Genomic DNA, 17,668 nt, shown 5'->3' with positions numbered 1-17,668 from the left:
CCCCGTGCGAAGGGGCGCGTCAGCCTCAGTACACGTTGTACTTGCGGCGGAGCGCCTCGTGCTCCTCCGCGTTGCGCGACGGGCGGAGGATGCGCTGCGCGTCGTGCAGGTAGTACCAGTACTCGCTCGGCTTGGGCGCCATCGCGGCCTGGAGCGAGGCCACGGTGGGCGCGCCGATGGGGCCGGGCGGCAGGCCCTTCTTGTGCCGCGTGTTGTACGGGTCCTGCGGGTCCCGCAGGCGCTTGAGGAAGGCGATGCGGTCATTCCACCGCGCCAGCTCGTAGCGCGACGTGGCGTCCACGCCGAGCGGGTAGCCCTTGTCCACGCGCTTCCACAGGATGCCGGCGACCAGGGGGCGCTGCTCGGGCAGCGGCTCCTCGCGCTCCAGCATGGAGGCCATCACCACCACCTCGTGCAGCGTGCGTCCGCTCTTCGTGAGGGCCTCGCGGTTGGGCGCATAGAAGCGCTGCGCGAAGGCATCCAGTTGACGCTGGATGAGCGCCTCCACTTCGAACTTGCCCGGAATCACGCCGTAGGTCTCCGGGTAGAGGTAGCCCTCCAGCGTGCCGGTGGAGGGCAGGGGGAAGGGCGCGGTGAAGCGCTTGGGCTGGCTGGCCGCGGCGATGTACGCGCCCGGCTCGATGAAGCCCGCGGCCACGAGCGCCGCGTCCGTGTCGCGCAGGCGCCAGCCCTCGACGACGACGAACGGGACGTCCTCTGGAATGGGGTTGCCTTCCAGCTCCGTGGCCAGCTCGGCCAGCGTCATCGACGCGCTGACTTCATGACGGCCCGCCTTGGGGGCGAAGCTGCCGCGCCGGTACAGGTGCCAGCGCCACACCCGCGTGTCACGGATGAGGCCCTGCGATTCGAGCAGTGTGCCCAGGCCGCGCCCGGACGTCCCCTTGGGCACGGTGAACTCCACCACGTCCGCGCCAGGCGGCGCCGCGGCCGAGTGTGCCTGCTGCTCAATCCAGAAGAAGGCGCCCGCGCCGGACGCCACCAGCAGCACGAAGGCTGCACCCAGGACCCAGAGAATCCGCTTCATTCGCGGCGCACGCTATCACCGGATTCGGGCCGCGCCTGGGGTTCCGGCATCCAGATGTCGCCTCCTGGGCGCCAGGCGGGCCGGAGGTCAGGCGGCCGGTGCCGGCTCGAGCTTCAAGTCCCGGTTCAACCCGCTGTCCCGGCTCACGCGCCAGATTTTTTGATCCAGGTAGTAATGGTGGAGCGCGAAGCCCCAGATGAAGCACTCCATCAGGTTGCGCAGCGTCAGCCCCGCGCCCAGGGGCACCTTCAGGTCGAAGCCGCCGCAGCCCGGGTGCGCGCCGAAGCCGCAGCCCAGGCCCCGGTACAGCAGCGTGAAGACGACGCCGCACCCCGCGTAGAGGATGAAGCGCTGGCTCACCTTCGGCGCCCAGCGTAGTGCTGCCGCACCACGTGCCAGTAGGCCCAGAGCGCCGCCGCCGTCATGAAGAGGGCGAAGGGCAGCTTCGTGCCCAGCAGCGCCGACAGTCCGAATGACGCCGGGCCCACCGCGAACCACGCCAGGCTGCCCAGCAGCAGGCGCCGCCGCGTCCGCCATTCCTTCGCGTCCAGATAGGTCCGCGACACCGTGGCGAACAGGTGCGGCCCATCCAGTGCCAGCACCCACGCCCACCACAACACCAGGCTGCTGACGCCGCCCCAGACATGGAGTCCGACCAGCGCCAGACTCACCCCGAGGCCGCCCCCGGTGGAAATCAGGTCGTGCCGCCGGTCGACGAGCCAGCCCGCGCGTGCGGGGACTGGGACTGGGAGAGGGATGGCGCTCATGAGGGCTCCCGAGGGACGCCGCCGAGGATATGGGAAGGTGCAGGTAGGCAGTCTGCCCACCTGTCAGCGCCCATTCGCCGAGCAGGGGACCAAGGGGTCAAAACCTACTTGAGCGGCGGGTCGCGTACCGCGATTGTCCTCGCCATGGATCAAGGCAGGCGCACCACGGACAGGAAGGCAGTTGGCCTGCTGGTGAAGCTGAAGCATGAGAGCGTGGGGAGCTTCGCGGAGGAGTTCGCCACCAACTTGAGCCCGGGTGGGATGTTCATCCGCTCGCGCACCCCGCAGGCGGTGGGGACCCCCGTCAAGTTCGAGGTGCAGATTGCCGGAGGCGTGCGGGTGCTGCGTGGCTCCGCGCTGGTCCGCTGGGTGCGCGAAGTCGGTGACCCCGCGGGGCCTCCGGGCATGGGCCTGCAGTTCGAGGAGCTGGACACGGCGAGCCGCGCGCTCGTCGACATGATGTTGATGCGGAAGACCGTCGCGGATTCCAACGCGCCCGCCGTCCAGCCCCTGCCCGCGATTGCGCCGTCCGTGGCGCCCGCGATTGCCCCGTCCATCGCGCCCATGGCGCAGGCCCGTCCCGCGCCGCCGGTCCAGGCCCGTCCCGTGCCCCCTGTGCAAGCGCGCCCCGCCGCCGCGCCCGCGGAGGTGGGTGGCATCGCGCTCGACTCCCTGTTCGATGACCTGGAGCCGGAGGGTGGTTCCTCCGCGCCGGTCCTGGACGAGCCGTTCGACCTGAGCCCGTCGGTGGTGGAGGAGCCGAGGACACCGCCTCCGAGCCGCGTGCCTGTCTCCTATTCGCCGCCGCCTCCGGTGGCCGCTGACGATGTGGACATTCCGCTCGACGAGCTCATCGCGAGCACGCCGCCTCCGCCCGTGGGCGCGCTGGACATCGACGAGCCACTGCCGGGCTTCGAATTTGAAATCGAGAGCCCGGCGGGGGATGTGCCCGTGGCCATGGGCGCGCCGCTCGACGAGCCTCCCATCGAGGTCGGAATCTCCCTGGAGGTCGAGCCGGCGTCGTCCACACCGGTGGGTGATGGTGGGTCCTTCGAGTTCGAGCTGGACCTGGGGGACGCCGTCGCGGAGCCGCCGCGTGCGCCCGCGATTCCGCCCGCGCGCGCGGCACCTCCGCCAGCACCTGTCTCCAGTGGCGGCAGCTTCGAGTTCGACCTGGACCTGAGCGAGGCGGAGGCTGCGCCCTCGCCGCCGCGTGCGCCTGTGGCACCGAAGGCCCCGTCGGCTCCGGCCGCGTCCCCCGCTGCTGGCATCGAGTTCGACTTCGACCTGAGTGAGGTCGAGGCCGCGCCCTCGTCGCCGCCCCGCGCCCCGGTGGCACCCAAGCCGCCGCCGGCTCCGGCCGCGTCTCCCGCTGCTGGCATCGAGTTCGACTTCGACCTGACCGAGGATGTGAGCCCCTCGCCGCCGCCGCGCGCACCGGCAGCGCCTCCTCCGCCGCCGCGCGCACCTGCTCCGGCGAGCACGGGTGGAGGCAGCATCGAGTTCGACCTCGACCTGTCCGAGGATATGGAGGAGGTCCCTCCCGTCGCGCCGCCACCGCCTCCACGCGCGGCGCCCGTTCCTCCGCCCGCGGCGTTCCGTCCTCCGCCTCCGCCGCCCGTGGCACCGCCGCCTCCGCAGGGGCTTCCCCAGGTGCGCCGGGAGGCGCCTCGGGCACCGGAGCAGCCGGTGGCACCCTCGGTGCTCGCGCCCGCCGTGGCGAAGGCCGCCGCGCAGGCGCCCGCGTTGGATGAGCACGGCCTGCCAAAGACGGTGTTCCTGCCTCCGCCGGGGCCGCTCAGCGGCACGGGGCCCGTCATCGGCATCGACCTGGGCACCACGAACTCGTGCGTGGCGTTGCTCTCCAACGGCCGGCCGCTCGTGCTGCGCTCGCGCGAGGGCTACAACACCATTCCCTCCGTCATCTCGCTCAACGCGCAGAACAAGCTGCTGGTCAGCCACCGCGCGAAGAATCAGCTGGTGCTGCGTCCCCAGCACACCATCTACGGCGCGAAGCGGCTCGTCGGCCGTCCCTACGACAGCGCCGTGGTGAACCAGGTCCGCGAGCGCTTCCACTACGACATCGTCCCCGACTCCGCCGGCCGCGCCGCCGTGCGGCTGGCGGACACGGCCCTGTCGCTGGAAGAGGTGCAGGCCATCATCCTCCGCGAGTGCAAGGAGATGGCGGAGGCCCACCTCAACCAGAAGGTGGAGCGCGCGGTGGTGACGGTGCCCGCGTACTACTCCGAGCCGCAGCGTGAGGCCGTGCGCAAGTCCGGTATCCTCGCGGGCCTCAAGGTGGAGCGCATCCTCAACGAGCCCACCTCCGCGGCGCTCGCCTACGGCCTCAACCGCGAGCTCAACAAGAAGGTCCTCGTCTACGACCTGGGCGGCGGCACCTTCGACGCCACGATTCTGAAAATCGAGAAGAACGTCTTCGAGGTGCTCGGCACCGGCGGCGACATCTTCCTGGGCGGCATCGACTTCGACAACCTCATCGTCGACTACCTGCTGGCGCGCTTCCAGGAGAAGGAAGGCATCGCCTTCACGGGGGACGGCATCGCCCTGTCGCGCGTGAGCGACGCGGCCGAGCGCGCGAAGATGGGGCTGTCCGAGCGCAGCACCTTCGAGGTCCACATCCCCATGCTGATGATGGACGACACGGGCAAGCCGCGTGACTTGCGCGTCGTCCTCAGCCGGCAGGAGCTGGAGAAGATCTGCGAGCCGCTGCTCAGCCGCACCATCGACGTGGTGCGCGACGTGCTCCTGGACGCGAAGCTGAAGGCCGCCGAGGTGGACGACATCATCCTCGTGGGCGGCATGAGCCGCATGCCGCTGGTGCGCGACAAGCTCAAGGGGCTCTTCGGCAAGGGCCCGCAGGCCAGCGTCAACGCGGACGAAGCCGTGGCCCTGGGCGCGGCGCTCTACTCCGGCTCCGTGGACAAGGTGAGCAGCGTGGTGCTCATCGACGTGCTGCCGATGACGGTGGGCGTGGCCATGCCCGGCGGCGCCTTCAAGCGCGTCATCGAGCGCAACAGCCCGCTGCCCGCGCAGCGCTCCTTCGCCATCAACACGACGAAGGACAATGAGGCCTTCCTGGAGCTGTCCATCTTCCAGGGCGAGGACAACCACATCTCCGCCAACGAGTACCTGGGCACCGTGCGCATCGAAGGCCTGCCCAAGGGGCCCAAGGGCTCGGTGCGCGTGGCGGTGACGCTCAAGCTGGACTCCGAATGCGTGCTGCACGTGGAGGCGCGTGAGTACTCCACGCGCAAGGAAGTGAAGGCCACGCTGGCCACGCGCTACTCGCCGGAGGAGCTCCAGAAGCAGCTCCAGGTCAGCAAGGAGTCCGTGAAGGCCGCCGAGGACCGCCGTGGCGCCGACCTCAAGGAGCGCGCGGGCGGCTTCTGGGGCTTCGTGAAGAAGGCGCTGGGCCGGAAGTAACGTGTCGCCATGACGGCCACCGCGCCCCGGTACATGACGCGCTTCAGGTGCCTCGCGGACGCCTGCGAGGACACCTGCTGCGCGGGGCTCGTCGTGCTCGTCAGCGAGCCGCGCTTACAGCGCTTGAAGCAAGCGGTGGCGGGCGGCCCGGACGCGGAGCGGGTGGAGGCCTTCATCCAGCCGGAGCCCGGCGCCAGCCCCGGCGATGAGGCCGTCATCGCGAAGCGCGAGGACGGGCACTGCGTGTTCCTGGATGCGCGGAAGACGTGCTCGCTGCACCGCGCCTATGGCGAGGCCGCGCTGCCGGACGCGTGCGCCACCTTCCCGCGCGTCGCCACGCGCTGGGGACACGGGCTGGAGGTGACCGGCTCGCTCGCGTGTCCAGAGGTGGCTCGCCTGTGTCTGCTGGCGGAGGACGCCGTCGACACCGTGCCCGTGTCCGAGGACCTCGCGCTGCGTCCCGAGATGGCGCGCTCCCTGGGCGGCGGCGCTTTCGAGGACGCGTGGACGCGGCACGCGGAGGCCGTGCGCTCCACCGCGCTGTCGGTGCTCCAGCGTCGCGAGCTGCCCTTCGCCGCGAGGCTCTTCGCGCTGGGGCAGCTGGGCCTGCGGCTGGACGGCTTCTACTTCCGGAGCACGGAGGTGTTCCACGGCGACGCGCGTGAAGGCGCGGAGGCCCTGCTGGCGGAGGTGCTGCGGGCCTTCTCCCTGCCGGAGACGCTGACGACGCTGCACGGTGGCTTCGCGGCGCTGGCGCTGCCGGGAGGCCCGTGGGTGGGCATCTGCGCCGCGGTGTTGAAGTCCCGCCTGGGCGCGGTCCGGAGCGAGCGGTTCCACACGCTGGTGGAGCGGGTGCTGGAGTCCTACGGCGGCGCGGACCTGTTGCCTGACGACGCGTGGCACCGCTACGCGGAGCGCCGTGAGCGGCTGTCACTCGGGCTGTCACAGCGGGTGGAGCAGTACCTGCGCCACCACGCGGTGAACCACTGGCTGCGCCACCCCTTCACCGACGCGCCGCGCGTGCTGGACTACGTGTTCCGCATGGCGCTGCGCGAGGCGGTCCTCTGCTGGACGCTCTTCGGCCACCCCACGGTGGTGGCGCTCTGCGCGGAGGGCGCGGCGGACACGGCCGAAGCACGGGCCCGGCTCGACGCCGCCGCGGTGGAGTGCTTCCAGCTCATCGCGAAGCACGTCGAGCAGGCGCCCCAGCTCCACGCCCTGGCCCAGGGGCTGGCGGGGAGCGGGGGCGACGAGACGCTCGGCCGGATGCTCGTGCTGCTCAAGGGGCTCTGACGCTCAGGGCCGCGCGCGGGGCGTCGCGCCGAGCCGCCGCATGGCCTCCTGGAACACCGGGTACTCCTGCGCGCCCTGGAGGCCGAAGCGCTCCCCGACGACGAACGTGGGCACCGCGTTGACGCCCAGGGTCCGCGCCTCCTGGATGGCGTCCTCCACGACCTTCGTGTAGCGGCCCTCCTCGACGACGCGCTGCACCGCGTCCGAGTCCAACCCCGCCTCCTGGGCGGCGCCGCGGAGCGTGTCCCACTGCCAGAGGTCCTGGCCCTCGCTCCAGTAGCGGCGCAGGAGGGCGGCGTGGAACGGCTCCAGGCGGCCCTGCGCGCGGGCGTACTCGGTGGCCTCGTGTGCGCGGCGGGTGGATGGGATGAGGTCCCGCATCACCAGGGTGAGCCCGGCGGATTGGGCGCGGAGCTTCAGCGGGTTGTTCGGGTCCTTCATCTTCTCGCGCACGTAGTCGGGCAGGGGGAGGCCCTCGGGCGGCGTCTCCGGGCGCAGGTAGAAGGGCCGCCAGTCCACCTGGACGTCGTACTCCTGCTTCAGCTTCTGGACCTCGGCGTAGCCCACGTAACACCAGGGGCAGACGTAATCGGACCAGACGCGGACGGTGATGGGCTCGCTCATGGGGCCGTGTCTAACCGCGTCGAAGCGCCGCGTCATGACGGAGTGCGCCGGGGCCGCGCGTGGGTGGCACCCCGGGTACGCGGAGGTGGACAGCGCGGGCCGTAGCAGGCAGCGTCCACCCCCGACAACCGTGCCCGTGACGCGCCCCTCGGGTGGGGTGACGGCGGTGCGACTGAACCAGGAGTCTACCTTGTCGCTGTCGCTTCTCGCGGCCCTGGCCCTGAGCGCCACTCCGGCGCCGGCCCGGCCCCAGCCGTTCACCCACCACGACATGATTTCGATGCGACGGCTGAGCAGCCCGAGCGTCTCGCCGGACGGCAAGCAGGTCGCGTACGTCCTGCGCACCACGGACCTGGAGGCCAACCGGGGACGCACCGACTTGTGGCTCGTCGGCGTCGACGGAAACGCCGCGCCGCGCCAGCTCACCTCGCATCCGGACGCCGACTCCGAGCCCACCTGGGCGCCGGACGGCAAGAGCCTCTTCTTCCTGTCCTCGCGCGGCGGCTCCTCGCAGGTGTGGCGGCTGGCCGTGGACGGCGGCGAGGCCGTGCAGGTGACGAAGCTGCCCCTGGACGTGGGCGCCTTCCGCGTGTCGCCGGACGGCACGCGGCTGGCCGTGGCGCTGGAGGTGTTTCCGGACTGCCCCACGCTGGAGTGCACGCCGCAGCGCGAGGAGGAGCGCTCCAAGCGCAAGGCCACCGGCCGCACCTACGACAAGCTCTTCGCGCGTCACTGGGACACGTGGAAGGACGGGCGGCGCTCGCACGTCTTCGTCCTCCCCGTGGCCGGCGGCGCGCCCGTGGACGTGATGAAGGGCATGGACGCGGACAGCCCCTCCAAGCCCTTTGGTGGCGCGGAGGAGTTCACCTTCACGCCGGACAACAAGAGCATCGTCTTCGCCGCGCGGGACGTGGGCCGCACCGAGGCCTGGTCCACGGACCTGGACCTCTTCGTCGCGCCGATTGATGGCAAGGCGAAGCCGCGCAAGCTGACGGAGAAGAACCGCGCCACCGACACCAGCCCCGTCTTCAGCCCGGACGGCAAGACGCTGGCCTACCTGGCCATGTCGCGCCCCGGCTTCGAGGCGGACCGCTACCGCGTCATCCTCCGCACCTGGCCTGGCGGCCAGGAGCGCGTGCTCACCCAGGACTGGGACCGCTCCGTGGGCAGCCTCGCGTGGAGCGCGGACGGCAAGACGCTCTTCGCGAGCGCCGGGCACGTGGGCCAGCAGCCCGTCTTCGCGCTGGACGTGGCCACGGGCAAGCCCACCCAGTTGACGAAGGATGGCGCCGCGGGCGCGCCGCAGCCGGCCGCGGGAGGCCGGCTCGTCTATGTGTATGACGACCTGGATTCTCCCGCGGACCTGCATGTGATGAACGTGGATGGCTCGGCTTCGCGCCAGCTCACCCAGGTGAACCAGGACGCGCTGGCCCGCATCCGCTTCGGCGCCTTCGAGCAGTTCTCGTTCCCCGGCTGGAACAACGAGACGGTCCACGCGTACGTCGTGAAGCCGGTGAACTTCGACCCGAAGAAGAAGTACCCGCTGGCGTTCCTCATCCACGGCGGGCCGCAGGGCTCGTTCGGCAATCACTTCCATTACCGGTGGAACCCGCAGGTGTACGCGGGGCGTGGCTACGTGGCCGTCATGGTCGACTTCCACGGCTCCACCGGCTACGGGCAGGCCTTCACCGACTCCATCTCCGATGACTGGGGTGGCAAGCCGTTCGAGGACCTGCAGAAGGGTCTGGCCGCGGCGCTCAAGCGCTACAGCTTCATCAACCAGGACAAGATGTGCGCGCTGGGGGCGAGCTACGGCGGGTACATGATCAACTGGATTGCCGGCAACTGGCCGGACGGCTTCAAGTGCCTGGTGAACCACGACGGCATCCTCGACGAGCGCATGGGCTACTTCGACACCGAGGAGCTGTGGTTCCCGGAGTGGGAGCACAAGGGCACGCCGTGGGAGAACCCGGAGGGCTACAGCAAGCACAACCCGATTGAGCACGTCGCGAAGTGGAAGACGCCGATGATGGTCATCCACGGCGGGCAGGATTTCCGCGTGGTGGAGACGCAGGGCCTGGGCACCTTCACGGCGCTCCAGCGGAAGGGGATTCCCTCCAAGTTGCTCTACTTCCCGGAGGAGAACCACTGGGTGCTGCGCCCGGCCAACAGCGTGCAGTGGCACGACGAAGTCCTGGGCTGGCTGGACCAGTGGACGCGCAAGTAGTCACCGCGTGATGTCGTAGGACTCGGGGCTCGCATCGTGAGGTGCGGGCCCCGCTGTCGTTCATGGCTCAGGGAACGCCCATGCAGGCGCCGATGCAGGCGGTGCGAATCTGCGAGCAGGTGCGGCTGCCGAGGCAGTCCGCGCATTCGGCGACTTTGTCCCGGCGGCGGTCCTGGTCCTGCCGCTCCATCCAGGCTCTGAGGTCGTCCTCGCACGACTGGACGTTGAGCGTGTCCGAGAAGCACTCCTTTCGTTTCTCGCAAATGGTGTCCGTGTCGCTGAAGCAGCCGTTCAGCAGCGCGCCCACGGTGACGGCGAAGGTCAGGGTCAGCGTCCGAGGCATCATGCGAACCATCATGCCTCGTGCGCGTCCCCGGCTTCATCATCGGGATTCAGGGGTGTACGGCGTGTGAGCGCGCGCCGCGCGCCGGGTCAGGGCTTCGGCGGCGCTTCGTGCGCCGGGCCGGAGCCGCCCACGCCCGTGTCGCCTTCCAGCTTGCCCAGCATGGACCAGGCCTGGTGGCGGTGCGCGGGCACCTGCTTGCTGAGGTCCTGGAGCATGGCGGCGAGCTCGGGCGTGGCCTTGGGCATGGCCTTCTGGGCGGTGAGGACCATGCCCAGGACGGCGTCATGTCCCGCGACCTGCGAGGCCAGATAGGCGGAGTCGAAGGGGGCGCCGCGGATGACCTGGAGCTGCTCCAGGGTGGCCTTGTCCTTGGCCATGGAGGCTTCCTCCGCGTCGTTCATCGGCTTGGGGGCTTCGGCGAGCTTCAAGCCCTTGCTGCGCGCGTAGGACGTGAGCTTCTGGTCCAGCGCGGTGTGCGCCTTCATCATGATGGCGCCAAACGCCTTCACGTCCGGATTCTGCGAGCGCTGCTGGGCGAGCTGGCCCGTCTTGATTTCGTGCTGGTTCGCCAGGTGTAGCCGGTCGAGCAGCGCCTTCTCGTCCGTGGGGGCGGTGTAGCCGCGGTAGGTGGCCATGCCCTTTTGAACGGACACCGTGTCCTGTTGGGAGGGCGGGCTGTCGGGCATGCCGGACTGGGCGAAGGACGCGCTCTGGGTGAACAGCGAGGCGACGAGGACGAGCCCCGGGAGGGGATGTTTCATGAAGTGCTGCTCCTTGTGTGGGGGAATGCGGGCGCGCACGTTGGAGCGGCGTTGGCGCGAGATGCACGGCACGAGAGGACGTGTTCGTGCGCCACTTCACTCGGGGGAAGGGCTGGGTGCGGCGGAGGACGGTGGCGCTGCCCAGGTGGCCGACCCGCTGCGTTCAGTGCTTGACCGGACGTGGCGGGTCGGGCGCGGGCGGTGGGTGGCGCTGCGGGGTGGACGACGTTGGCGGAGGATGACCAGGGTCGGCGATGTCCTCGCGGTGTTGCCAGGGCCAGCGTCCCTCCAGCTCCACGGTGAGGGTGAGGCTGAGGAAGGTCCGGATGAGGACGATGAGGCCCAGCACCAGCACGGCATCCAGCGTGGGCCGCTGGCTGACGGTGCGGATGATGTCGGCGGCGACGAGGAACTCCAGGCCCAGGAGGATGGCGCGGCCCAGGTTCATCCGGAAGCGGCGGTAGGTTTCACCCGCGGGGAGCGGCTTGCCCGTGACGAGCAACACGAGGGCGAGCACGGCCCCCAGGACCATGCTGCCCACGCCGGCCCACTCCATGAGCTGGGCGGCAAGCGAGATGATGGATCCGACCTCCATCGAGCCTCCCGTGCGGGAAGCTAGGCATGGGAGTCATGGGACCAGGGAGCAGCCGTTGCAACGCCTGACGGCTCAGCTGCTGACGGCCCTTGGGTCAGGGCATCCCTTGAGCCGGTTCACCGCTGACCGCGACGAAGGGGCGCGACGCCATTGCTCTTCGCGGGTGCATGGAAGTCGGCGATGAGCCGGGCCAGGAGGTCGGGCTTCTCCACGAGGAGTCCATGCGTCGCACATGGGACCACGGCGAACTCGCCATCTGGAAGGGCCTCATACATTTCGATGGCGTGTTCAAAGCGGACCTCGTCATCATCGCCCATGACCACCAACACAGGGCGCTTCAGGCCGCGGAGGTCATCGACTCCGATGGCGGGCTCCCGCTCGTGGAGACGCGCGGATTTCGCAACGACGGCGGGCCAGTGTTCGAGGCCGTCGGGGGACAGCTCGGCGTAGGGCCTGGCCATGAAGTCTGGCAGCGGCTCACCCAAGACGCCGTCACGCCAGCCCTCGACGCGAAAGGGGGCTGCTCCGAATACGAGGCTCCGGACCAGGTCGGGCCTCGCGAGCGCCAGGTACAGGCCGACAATCGCCCCATCGCTCCACCCGAAGACGTGCACGTTCGAGAGCTTCAGCCGCTCAAGCAGGGAAGCTGTGTCCGCCGCCATGTGAGCGAAGCTCCAATCGCCCTCGGCGTCCGGCGTGCGCCCGTGACCGCGTTGTTCCGGCGTGATGATGCGATATCCGTCACCGAGTGCCGCGACGAGCGGCTGGAGCGCACGGGTATCGGTGCCACCTGGATGCAGGAGCAGGAAAGGCTCTCCTTGACCGTGCTCCGCGAACCATAGGTCGTGCATACGTGTCGCCGAAGCGCGCTTCATTTCCCCGCGTCCGGCTTCTCGGGCCGCGCTGCTTCCCGCGGCGTGTCCGACGTCCCCGACACGTTCATCTCCGACAGCCCGCCCTCGTCACGCAGGAACTGCTGCGCCACGCGGTCCACCTCTTCGGCCTTGAGGCCCGTGAGCAGCGCGCTCGCCTGCCGCGCGCGGCCCGCCAGCGCCGTTTCGCCCATGGAGTCGTGGATGCGCGTGAGGGCCAGGTGGATTTCCGGGTCGAACGGGTCCGACGCCAGCGCCTCCAGATAGGCCGTCTTCGCCTTCGGGTAGTCCTTCCGGTACAGCAGGATGCGGCCCAGGTGGACGTTCGTCGAAGGTGAGCCCGGGTGCACGCGCAGGCTGCCGCGCAGCACGCGCTCCGCCTCGTCCAGCCGCCGCAGCTCCAGCAGCGCCAGCGCGTACTTGTTGGACACCGACTCGTACTTGTCGCCCACCAGTTCGTGCGCCTTGGCGTACTCCTCCGCCGCGGCCTTCACGCGGTTGCGCTCGCGCAAGAGCTCACCCAGGTGCGCGAACTTGCGCGCCGGCACCTCCGTCACCTCCTGGAAGTCGCCGAAGGAGATTTCACGCCCCTTCTTCTCGCTGTCGTCCTTCACCTTGCCCTTGGCGTTCTCCTTCAGCACCACGCGGTCCTCGCGCGGCAGGAGCTCGGTCGGGAAGGGCTGCTTCTTGATGTGCGCCAGCCAGGACTTCTCGAAGAGGGCGAAGGGCATCCCCATGGCCGCCTCCACCGCCTTGCGGTCCTTCTGCCCGGCCTTCAGCTCCTGGATGATGGCGCGCAGGCCCGCCGTGCCCTTGACGCTGTGCACGTAGTCGATGGCGTAGAACACCTCCGCGAACGCGGTGGCCGCGTCCTCCGCCGTGGGCAGCAGCGCAATCGACGGGTGCATCTTCTCGAACGGGATGAGCGTGTCCGCCTTCACCCGCTTGCCCAGCAGCGCCTGCGTGGAGGGCGTCATCGCCAGCCCCGCCTTGCCGCGCCAGCGCGACTCCAGGAACTTGGCCAGCCCTTCATGCAGCCAGATGGGCACCGTGTTGCGGCTCATCTGGCTGATGACCAGGTGGATGTACTCGTGCGCCAGCGTGTCCTGCCAGTCGTAGCCGCGCGCCACCGCCTTGGGGCTGGTCACCATCAGCTTGTTGAACTTGCAGATGGCGATGGTGCCCGTGGTGCCAATCTGCTTCTCCGTCAGCGTGCTCACCTTCGACAGCTCGCGCGCGTTGCTCACCACCTCCACGCGAATCTTGCCGCCCGGCGGCGTCCAGCCCAGGTCCTCCTTCATCGCCCGGTGGATGCCCTCCAGCGTCTCCAGCGCGTAGGGCACCAGCACCGCTTCCTTCCCCTTGGGGTACTGGAAGATGAAGTGCTCGCTCTCCGCGCGCTCGTGCCCCTGGGTGATGGCGCGCGTGTCCTTGGCCAGCCGCAGGTAGCTGCCCGGCTTGTCCTCGATGTGGGCGCCCTCCAGGAGCGCCACCGCGTCGTCGTAGCGGCCCTCCTCGAAGGCCACCCGGCCCTGGAAGTACTTCAGCGGCTCCACGTCGGCGGGGAGGAGCTTCTCCACCTCGGACAGCTCTCGCCGGGCGCCGGGCACGTCCCAGTCGTCCAGCGCCGTCTCCACGCGCTCCAGCCGCTCCTTCACCTCGTCCTTGAGCGAGCTGGCCTGGGCCCACGTCGCCTGAGGCACGCAGAGCAGCCCCACGGTCATCGCCGCGACAAGGGCCCCGAATCCGGAAGAATGCTTCAGCGCGTGGCGGCTCACTTCACCAGCTCCTCGTAGTAGCGCTTCACCTGCTCCCGGTACTTCTCCGGAGCCCCCTGCTTCATCGCGTCCAGCAGGTCCTTGCGGAACTCCTTCGGCGCCTGGAAGGCATCCTCGTCCGGCAGCTCCACCTTCTGCTTCGGGTCTCTCCCGTTGCCTTGCTGGCGGCGGCCCATGCCCATGGGCAGCGGGAGCCCGCCCTTGCCGCCGCGCTGACCTTCCTGCATCTGCTGCTGGAACTGGCGCAGGCCCTCCAGCGCCGCCTGCTGCTCGCCGTAGCCACGGCCCGGGTCCTTGCCCTGCATCCGGCGGGCGGCCTCACCCATGCGCTGGCCGGCGCCCTCCATCTGCTGCGTGGCCTCCTCGCCGAAGATGGGGGCCATCTGCTGCATCTCCTCCATCTGCTGACGCAGGCCCTGCGCGCGCTCCTCCAACTGCGACTGCTGTTCGCCCAGTTGCTGGAGCTGCTGCTTCTCCTGCTGTGACAGCTGCGAGCCCGGCGGCGGGAAGAGCGACTGGAGCTGCCGGTTCACCTCCGACACGTTGCGCGCGTCCCGGTTGAGGCGCTGCGCCAGCTCCGTGGACTGCTTCACCACCTCTTCCGGGTTGCCAAACATCTCGTCCAGGTGGCGCTGCTGCTCGCCCATCATCGACAGCTGCCGGGCCGCGTCCTCCGCCCGGGCCGCCGCCTCCGCCGCCAGGTCGTAGTCGTTCACCTTCAGCGCGTTCTCCACGTTCTGGAGCTCCGCCTGGGCCTCCTCCAGCGGACGCGCGGCGCGGCTGTTGAGCTGGCTGGGCTCCAGCGCCTTGTAGTCCTCCTGCGCCTGCTGGACCTTGCGCATCAGGCTGTCCTTGATGGACTCGCCCTTCTCCGACAGCCGCTCGCGGTTCTGCGAGCGCGCCTGGTCGCGAAGCTGCTTCGTCTGGTCCGCGACGCGCTGCTGCTCCTGCACGGTGCCCTGCAGCTCCTCCATGAACTCGCCGAACTTCTCCGCCAGCTCGGGGTGCTGCTCGCCGCCGAACTCGTCGCCGGCCTGGTCCAGGTTCTCGAGCATCTCCTCCATCTGCATGCCCAGCTCCTGGAGCTTCGCCAGGGCCTCATCCGCCTTGCCCTCGCGCATCAGCTTCTCCACGTCGTCGAGCGCGCTGCGCATGTCCTGGTCCTTCATCATCTCGGACAGGGCCTCGGCGTTGAGGTGCTCGTCGCGGATGCCCTTGCGCATCTCCGCCATGCGCTGCATCAGCTCCTGGATGCGGGACTTGAGCTGCTGGAGCTGCTCCATCACCGCCTGCCGCGAGGCCTCGTCCGGATTGGACTTGTACTGCTCGATGAGGTTCGCCAGCTCGCGCCGCTCGTTGGACAGCTGTTTGGCCATCTCCTGGAGCGCCTCCAGCTTCTGCCGGTCCAGCAGCGACTCCAGGTAGAGGATGTCCTTCTCCAGCTCCGCAATCTCCTCACTGACGACGGCGGTGAGGCGGTTGCCCGTGCCCCAGTCCTCGCCGCGGGCGCGCTGGGTGCGCAGGTAGAGCCGGCGCAGCTCCGCGGTGCCGCGGATGTGACTGCCCAGGGACTCGGAGATGTTGCTCAGCGCCGAGACGAGCTCGGTGGGCACGTCGCGCTCGCGCGCCAGCTCCTGCGCCAGCGTCCGCATGTCCGCCACCAGGCTCTCCCCGCTGGCGTCCACCGTGGCCCCGGCGGTGATGGCCTGCGGGTCCTTCTGCCGCGCGCGCTCCGGGCCTTCCAGCCGGTCCGCGAGGTGGTCCACCATCCGGCCCCACAGCTGCTCCGCCTTCTCCAGCGCGGTGCGGCGGTGCTCGGCCGCGGAGTACACGCGCAGCACCTGCGTGCGGCTGACGCCCTTCTTGGGGCCCTCCACCGCGTCGTTGTCCTGCGCCTCCACGTAGTAGGTAATCCGGTCACCCGGATCGAGCTTGAGGTTGCCCAGGCTCCACGCGTACGTGCCCCGGTGGCGCCGGCCGTCCTCGCGCGGCAGCGGCACGCGCGTCTCCTGCTGGGCGCCGGGCGCGCGGAACACGAGCGCCATGCCGGACAGCCCGTAGTCATCCGACGCCTCGTACTTGAGCGTCACCTGGTCGCCCGGGTCGACCTCCAGCTCCACCGTGGGCGTCAGCAGCGACACCTCGGGCGCCTTGTCCGCCTCCACGGTGAGGGCGATGTCCGGCCCCACCGCGAGCGCCTTGTCCCGCGCGCCGTAGAAGGCGAAGCGGTAGTGGCCAGACTGCTTCGCGACGAAGCTGCCCTCCAGGTCCCGGTTGCCCGTCACCTTCAGCGGCAGCGCCTGGCCGTTGACCACCAGCTCCGCGCGCTCCACCGGACGGTCCGAGCGCGTCTTCAGCAGGATTTCCGTCCCCGCCGGCGCGCTGATTTCACCGTTCGTTCCGGGCACCGTGCGCGGGGCCAGCCCGGTGTACGCGGGGTAGCGGTACGTCAGCTCGATGTCGCCGGTGATGGGCTCCACCTGCGCCTGGGCCTTGGGGCTCGCCGCCACTTCGCGGATGCGCGCCATGCCCGCGGACCAGCGGTCACCGAGCACGACCATCAACACCAGCAGGGCCAGCAGCGCGCCGCCCGCGCCCAGGGCCACGCGACGCACCGGGCGGCTGTCCACCACGGTGCGGACATCCACCGTGCGCGCCCGCGTGTCCAGCTCCCGCAGGAAGGCGCGCGCGAGCGCCGGAGAGCCACTGCCCGGCGCGTCCGGCTCGCGCATCAGCTCCACCCCGGCGAGCACGTCCAGCGACAGCTCCGGGCGCTTCTCTCCCACCAGCCGCGCGGCGAGGACGTCGTCTCCCACGCGGCGGCGGGCCAGCCACAGACCGAAGACGCACGTCACCGCCACGCCCAACGGCAGCGCCGTCCATAGCAGGGACGCGCCCGCGCGCGGCGCCACCAGCGCCAGGAAGCCCCCGGCCACCAGCAGCAGGCACGCGGTGGCCACGCCCAGCATGAGGCCCTGGAGCCACAGGAACCGGCGCTGCCGGCCCTGGACGGTGGCGAGCAACGCCTCCACGCCCGGAGCCTCCAGGGGAACATGGGCCTGTGACGCGGGAGGTGACGGCGGGGGCGGAGGCGGGAGCTCGGGGCCTGGTGTCTGAGGTGTGTCGAGGTTCACGCTGTCCTGTCCGCTCAGTGGCGAGGCAACCCCTGGGAGGGCGGCCTATTTCCCGATTTTCTAGCAGCCTCCCCCTTCTTGCGAAGCATAACGACCCAGGAGCCCGGTCGAAGGGCTCCGGGTGTCTGGCGCTGGAAGGAGACGCAAGGGCGAGGGTCCGGGAGGTAACGCGGTCGAGCGGGCGGGCCGCCGGCTCATCGAACGACTTGCTTGCGGGCGCCCGCCTCGTCGAACTCGACCTCGGGCATGGGGACGCCGCCCAGCTCCTGGGCCAGCGCGGTGAGCACTTCCTGCGTCGCGACGATGCGAGGCCGCGAGAGGCGCGCCAGCACGCGCTGCACCGCCGACTCCACCGTGCCCTCGGAGGGGATGTCGAGCGAGCGCCCCTCGTCCGTCAGGGCGAACAGCGCCTTGCGCCCGTCGAGCGGGTCGGACTTGCGCTCCAGCAGGCCCCGCTTCTCCAGGCGCTTGAGCACGCCCGTCAGGGTGCTGGGATGGACGTGGAGAATCTGCGCGAGCATGCCCGCGGTGATGTCGGGGAAGCGCCCCACCAGGCGGATGACCAGGCGCTGCGGACCCGTGAGTCCCAGCGAGGACTCCATGCGCTTCGACGTGGACTGGAGCCCGTGGTCCACGGCCCAGAGCAGACGCATGAATTCGAGCACTTCACCGAGGGGAGGCCCTTTGTAGGTCCGCTCACCTTCGTGGGATTCCAGCGGCGCTCCTGCCGGGTCCTTCGGGGATTCTTCTGCCGTCACCTGCTGCCTCCGTGTCTCAAGCCA

General features: G+C 70.1%; 14 protein-coding genes. 3 read left to right on the top strand and 11 right to left on the bottom strand.

The window, feature by feature from the left end; translation table 11 throughout:
• Nucleotides 1–25: 25 nt before the first annotated feature.
• The 3 genes from mltG to KGD87_RS21960 form a co-directional block, all read right to left on the bottom strand.
• Nucleotides 26–1,045 carry an endolytic transglycosylase MltG gene (gene mltG / locus KGD87_RS21970; protein ID WP_284662342.1) on the bottom strand — a complete coding sequence of 340 codons (1,020 nt, stop codon included), beginning with the start codon at nt 1,043–1,045 and terminating at the stop codon, nt 26–28.
• 87 nt (nt 1,046–1,132) lie between these two features.
• Entirely contained in the window at nt 1,133–1,405 is a 273-nt protein-coding gene (locus KGD87_RS21965; RefSeq protein ID WP_284662341.1) for a hypothetical protein, read from the bottom strand.
• Nucleotides 1,402–1,812, bottom strand: a complete 411-nt coding sequence (locus tag KGD87_RS21960; protein ID WP_284662340.1) for a hypothetical protein — start codon at nt 1,810–1,812, stop codon at nt 1,402–1,404. The genes KGD87_RS21965 and KGD87_RS21960 overlap by 4 nt, the downstream gene beginning before the upstream one ends.
• 144 nt (nt 1,813–1,956) lie before the next feature.
• On the opposite strand from KGD87_RS21960, the gene KGD87_RS21955 reads away from it, so the two are divergent.
• Both KGD87_RS21955 and fliB read left to right on the top strand, forming a co-directional pair.
• Nucleotides 1,957–5,256, top strand: a complete 3,300-nt coding sequence (locus KGD87_RS21955; RefSeq protein WP_284662338.1) for a TIGR02266 family protein — start codon at nt 1,957–1,959, stop codon at nt 5,254–5,256.
• 9 nt (nt 5,257–5,265) lie between these two features.
• Nucleotides 5,266–6,549 (top strand): flagellin lysine-N-methylase, encoded by a 1,284-nt coding sequence (gene fliB / locus KGD87_RS21950; RefSeq protein WP_284662337.1) that lies wholly within the window; start codon nt 5,266–5,268, stop codon nt 6,547–6,549.
• Between the two features lie 3 nt (nt 6,550–6,552).
• On the opposite strand, the gene KGD87_RS21945 is transcribed toward fliB, so the two are convergent.
• Nucleotides 6,553–7,173, bottom strand: a complete 621-nt coding sequence (locus tag KGD87_RS21945; protein WP_284662336.1) for a DsbA family oxidoreductase — start codon at nt 7,171–7,173, stop codon at nt 6,553–6,555.
• Nucleotides 7,174–7,363: 190 nt separating this feature from the next.
• On the opposite strand from KGD87_RS21945, the gene KGD87_RS21940 reads away from it, so the two are divergent.
• Complete coding sequence (locus tag KGD87_RS21940) at nt 7,364–9,400, top strand: S9 family peptidase (RefSeq protein WP_284662334.1); 2,037 nt, start codon at nt 7,364–7,366, stop codon at nt 9,398–9,400.
• A 67-nt stretch (nt 9,401–9,467) separates the two neighbouring features.
• On the opposite strand, the gene KGD87_RS21935 is transcribed toward KGD87_RS21940, so the two are convergent.
• From KGD87_RS21935 to KGD87_RS21905, 7 genes are all read right to left on the bottom strand, one after another.
• A complete protein-coding gene (locus tag KGD87_RS21935; protein ID WP_284662333.1) occupies nt 9,468–9,746 on the bottom strand; it encodes a hypothetical protein in 279 nt (92 codons plus the stop codon).
• Nucleotides 9,747–9,832: 86 nt separating this feature from the next.
• A complete protein-coding gene (locus tag KGD87_RS21930; protein ID WP_284662331.1) occupies nt 9,833–10,507 on the bottom strand; it encodes a DUF4142 domain-containing protein in 675 nt (224 codons plus the stop codon).
• 163 nt (nt 10,508–10,670) lie between these two features.
• Nucleotides 10,671–11,102: a DUF1622 domain-containing protein gene (locus KGD87_RS21925; protein WP_284662329.1), complete on the bottom strand. Its 432-nt coding sequence runs from the start codon at nt 11,100–11,102 to the stop codon at nt 10,671–10,673.
• A 116-nt stretch (nt 11,103–11,218) separates the two neighbouring features.
• Complete coding sequence (locus KGD87_RS21920; protein ID WP_284662327.1) at nt 11,219–11,953, bottom strand: alpha/beta fold hydrolase; 735 nt, start codon at nt 11,951–11,953, stop codon at nt 11,219–11,221.
• A gap of 20 nt (nt 11,954–11,973) precedes the next feature.
• Nucleotides 11,974–13,752, bottom strand: coding sequence for a peptidase MA family metallohydrolase (locus KGD87_RS21915; RefSeq protein WP_284662325.1), 1,779 nt, complete (start codon nt 13,750–13,752; stop codon nt 11,974–11,976).
• The gene (locus KGD87_RS21910) at nt 13,749–16,886 is read right to left on the bottom strand and encodes a DUF4175 family protein (protein WP_284662324.1); all 3,138 of its coding nucleotides are present in this window, start codon (nt 16,884–16,886) and stop codon (nt 13,749–13,751) included. Before KGD87_RS21910 ends, KGD87_RS21915 begins: the two co-directional genes overlap by 4 nt.
• 194 nt (nt 16,887–17,080) lie before the next feature.
• On the bottom strand, nt 17,081–17,644 hold the full coding sequence (locus KGD87_RS21905; protein WP_284662323.1) for a MarR family winged helix-turn-helix transcriptional regulator: 564 nt from the start codon (nt 17,642–17,644) through the stop codon (nt 17,081–17,083).
• Nucleotides 17,645–17,668: the final 24 nt, after the last annotated feature.

It is taken from the genome of Myxococcus sp. SDU36 (assembly GCF_030168875.1).
GTDB classification, from domain to species: Bacteria; Myxococcota; Myxococcia; order Myxococcales; family Myxococcaceae; genus Myxococcus; species Myxococcus vastator.
Note: the sequence above shows the minus strand (reverse complement) of the source record. Positions and strands in the feature narration are given on the sequence as shown.

Excerpts from the sequence above, each read along its gene's own strand:
- KGD87_RS21920 (WP_284662327.1), bottom strand. The coding sequence starts at position 11,953 with ATGCACGACCTATGGTTCGCGGAGCACGGTCAAGGAGAGCCTTTCCTG.
- mltG (WP_284662342.1), bottom strand. The coding sequence starts at position 1,045 with ATGAAGCGGATTCTCTGGGTCCTGGGTGCAGCCTTCGTGCTGCTGGTG.
- KGD87_RS21925 (WP_284662329.1), bottom strand. The coding sequence starts at position 11,102 with ATGGAGGTCGGATCCATCATCTCGCTTGCCGCCCAGCTCATGGAGTGG.
- fliB (WP_284662337.1), top strand. The coding sequence starts at position 5,266 with ATGACGGCCACCGCGCCCCGGTACATGACGCGCTTCAGGTGCCTCGCG.
- KGD87_RS21930 (WP_284662331.1), bottom strand. The coding sequence starts at position 10,507 with ATGAAACATCCCCTCCCGGGGCTCGTCCTCGTCGCCTCGCTGTTCACC.
- KGD87_RS21960 (WP_284662340.1), bottom strand. The coding sequence starts at position 1,812 with ATGAGCGCCATCCCTCTCCCAGTCCCAGTCCCCGCACGCGCGGGCTGG.
- KGD87_RS21945 (WP_284662336.1), bottom strand. The coding sequence starts at position 7,173 with ATGAGCGAGCCCATCACCGTCCGCGTCTGGTCCGATTACGTCTGCCCC.
- KGD87_RS21955 (WP_284662338.1), top strand. The coding sequence starts at position 1,957 with ATGGATCAAGGCAGGCGCACCACGGACAGGAAGGCAGTTGGCCTGCTG.
- KGD87_RS21935 (WP_284662333.1), bottom strand. The coding sequence starts at position 9,746 with ATGATGCCTCGGACGCTGACCCTGACCTTCGCCGTCACCGTGGGCGCG.